This is a genomic window from Bradyrhizobium sp. P2_E8 (genome assembly GCF_056403875.1).
On the sequence record NZ_JBFUES010000866.1, the window covers coordinates 1 to 3,200 of the forward strand.

Below are 3,200 nucleotides of genomic sequence, written 5' to 3' on the forward strand. Positions count from 1 at the left end.
GCCGCGGCATCATCCACGCTCTTCAACCGGCCACCGAACACGGGTGATTGCGCCAGTGTTGCGATCTTCACACCGGGCGGTCGAGCATCGATGCCGTAGACTGCGCTCCCGTTGACCTTGCCGGCAGCGTCGAGCCGTTTCGCCGGGGTCCCGATCAACTTGAACTCCTCCGGTCGCTTCAGCACGACGTCGTTCGGGACCGGCATCTGCGCGGCCCCCGCGGCAAGCTCGCCATAGCGGAGTTGCCGACCGCTGGCCGTATGGATCACCCTGCCGTCCTCCGCCCGGCATGACGCGACATCGACGCCCCAGCGCTTGGCAGCAGCCGCGATCAGCATGATCCGCGCAGTCGCGCCGGCTTCGCGAAGGGGCCTCCAGGCGCCACGGATGGCGTTCGAATTGCCGGTTGCCTGCACGCCCAGCAAGGGATTGGCGTAGAGCTTCTCGTTCGGGGGCGCGTGTTCGAGACGGATCTGCTTGAGTTCGACCTCGAGCTCCTCGGCGATCAGCGTCGGAATCGAGGTGTAGGTACCCTGCCCCATCTCGACATAGGGCATGGTCAGCACGATCTCTCCATCGGCGCCGATGCGGATGAAGGCATTTGGCGTGAAGTCCTCGGCACCGACAGCTTTGCCTTGGCCGAACGGCAGCATGAGGCTCAGCACGAGGCCACTGCCGGCAACGGCGCTGTTGACGAGAAAATTGCGGCGCGAAAGGTCGGCATATGACGCGGTCGGCGCGATGCGATGGTGGATCATGGTCAGCCCTCCCTGGCCGGCGATTGCGCGGCAAGCTTGATCGCCTCGCGGATGCGGACGTAGGTTCCGCAGCGGCAGATGTTGCCGCTCATGGCATCGTCGATGTCTGCATCGGTGGGATGGGCGTTGCCGGCGAGTAGCGCAGAGGCCGACATGATCTGCCCGGACTGGCAGTAGCCGCATTGCGCGACCTCATGTTGCAGCCAGGCCTTTTGTATTCTGGCGCCCGCGGCCGTCGCGCCGACCGCCTCGATCGTGGTGATCTTCGAGTCGCCGACACTATCGATCGTCGTGACGCAGGAGCGGACGGCAGAGCCATCAAGATGCACGGTGCAGGCGCCGCATAAGGCCATCCCACAGCCAAACTTCGTCCCGGTCATGCCCAGGACGTCGCGCAACGCCCAGAGCAGCGGCGTATCGCCGTCGACGTCAATGCTACGCAAAGTTCCGTTGATCGTGATGTCAAAAGCCATGCTACCTCTCCTGGGTTTTGCGCGAACCGGCGCGGCTTGCGGCCGCGCCGTCGCTGTTGTTGCCTCAGCTGCCGAGCTGGCCGACGTGGAAGCCGAGCCGGTTCTCGACGTCGCCGGCGCGATGGAAGCCCCGCGCCATCAGGGCTTTGATCCTGTTCTGGCTCCCGGGACGGCCGAGGGAAGCCAGGAATGCATCCCATTCGGGTCGTATCTCGAGATCGGCCGGCAGACTCGCGACGTCGACGAGACGCTTGGTCTCGGCAATGGCCTCCTTGTCGAATGACGCCATGCGCATCGCGAGCGCCTCAACAAAGCCGTCGAGTTCGGCGTCCGGCAGCGACCGATTGACGTAGCCGTAGCGTTCGGCGAGCTCGCCGTGGACATCGTCGGCGCCGAGCAGAACTTCGAGCGCGCGCCCTCGGCCCATCAGGCGTGGCAATCGCGCCATCGGGCCGCCACCGGGTACCAGGCCGGCGCCGACCTCCCATTGCGACAGGATCGCCTTCTCGCGGCTCGCGAAGCGCATGTCGCTCGCGAGCGCAAGCTCGCTGCCGACCCCAGTGGCGCGGCCGCGGATCGAGGCAATGGACACGACTGGCGCCCGGCTGAGACGCACGAGCATGTCGGGAAGTGCCTGCAGTCCGGTCGGCCCGGGGGGGATGCTCAAGGATTCTTCGAGCGGCGCGAGGAAGTCGTAATGCGTGATGAAGAACCCCTCGACGGCACTGTCGAACACGACGACCTTCACCTCCGGATCGGTCTCGATCGCGGTGATTACGTCGTTGAGCAGCGGAAGCTGCTTCGGGCCGAAGATGTTTACCGGCGGCATGTCGAAGGTGACGCGCCAGTATGTCGGCAGGCGCCGCTCGAGTCGGATCTGATCAGTTGCAAAGCTGCGCTCGGGACGATTCATGGTATGCACTCCTATTCTGTAGGTTGGGGAAGAAGGCCGCCGTCTCAGGTCGACCGGCGCAAAGGACGGAATGCGGTTCGCATTTCCGCACAGAACAGCTCTGGCTGTTCCCAGGCGGCAAAGTGGCCGCCCCTGTCGAGCCGGTTGTAGTGGATGAGCTTGGGATAGGCGCGCTCGGTCCAGCTGCGCGGGGCGGCATAGATCTCGTCGGGGAAGACGCTGACGGCAACCGGGATGGAGACGTGCTTCGGCTCGAAGAAGGCAAGCTTGTTTTCCCAGTACAGCCGTGCCGACGAGATCGCCGTATTAGTCACCCAGTAGAGCGTGATGTTGTCGAGGATATCGTCGCGGGTCAGGCCTTCGCTCTTGCCGTCGAACACCCGCGCAATCAGTTCGGCGCTGCGCGCGTCGTGATCGAGTATCCAGGACGCAAGGCCGGCCGGCGAGTCCACGATGCCATAGAGCGTCTGTGGCCGGTTCGCCATCTCGAGGGCATAGCCGAGGCCATGCTTGTAGAAGTCGTCGAGCTGATCATAGGCGTTCTGCTCCTCGGCCGAGAGACCGGAGGGCGGCGCGCCACCAGGCTGCAACGCCTTGGCAATATCAGCGGGCACGGTCGCAGGCATGTTGGTATGGATGCCAAGCAGTTCCGGCGGCGCCTGCAGCGCCATCTGCTCGGTGATCGCATTGCCCCAATCACCGCCCTGCGCCACGAAACGGCTGTAACCAAGGCGCCTCATCAGCACGACCCAGGCGCGCGCGATCCGCACCGGGTCCCAGCCCGTCGTCACCGGTTTGCCCGAGAAGCCATAACCAGGGATCGACGGAATGACCAGATCAAACGCGTCCGACGCGGACTCGCCGTGAGCTGTTGGGTTCGTCAAGCGATCGACGATCTTGAGTTGTTCGATGATCGAGCCGGGCCAGCCGTGCGTCACGATCATCGGCAAGCCATTGTCGTGCCGGGAGCGAGCGTGGATGAAATGAATGTCGACGCCGTCGATCTCGGTGACGAATTGCGGCAGAGCATTCAACCGCGCCTCCGCCTTCCGCCAG

4 protein-coding genes are annotated in these 3,200 nt (G+C 64.5%); all 4 read right to left on the reverse strand.

Features of this window, described 5'->3' with window-relative positions; all coding sequences use genetic code 11:
- On the reverse strand, window positions 1–758 hold a 758-nt coding region (locus AC1D00_RS33305; protein WP_477013587.1), incomplete at its 3' end, for a molybdopterin cofactor-binding domain-containing protein.
- Between the two features lie 2 nt (window positions 759–760).
- Window positions 761–1,231: a (2Fe-2S)-binding protein gene (locus AC1D00_RS33310; protein WP_135177450.1), complete on the reverse strand. Its 471-nt coding sequence runs from the start codon at window positions 1,229–1,231 to the stop codon at window positions 761–763.
- Window positions 1,232–1,295: 64 nt separating this feature from the next.
- Window positions 1,296–2,144, reverse strand: a complete 849-nt coding sequence (locus AC1D00_RS33315; protein ID WP_135177451.1) for an enoyl-CoA hydratase/isomerase family protein — start codon at window positions 2,142–2,144, stop codon at window positions 1,296–1,298.
- A 44-nt stretch (window positions 2,145–2,188) separates the two neighbouring features.
- On the reverse strand, window positions 2,189–3,200 hold a 1,012-nt coding region (locus AC1D00_RS33320; protein WP_477013588.1), incomplete at its 5' end, for an epoxide hydrolase family protein.

Coding starts and splice junctions, on each gene's coding strand:
- AC1D00_RS33310 (WP_135177450.1), bottom strand. CDS start 1,231: ATGGCTTTTGACATCACGATCAACGGAACTTTGCGTAGCATTGACGTC.
- AC1D00_RS33315 (WP_135177451.1), bottom strand. CDS start 2,144: ATGAATCGTCCCGAGCGCAGCTTTGCAACTGATCAGATCCGACTCGAG.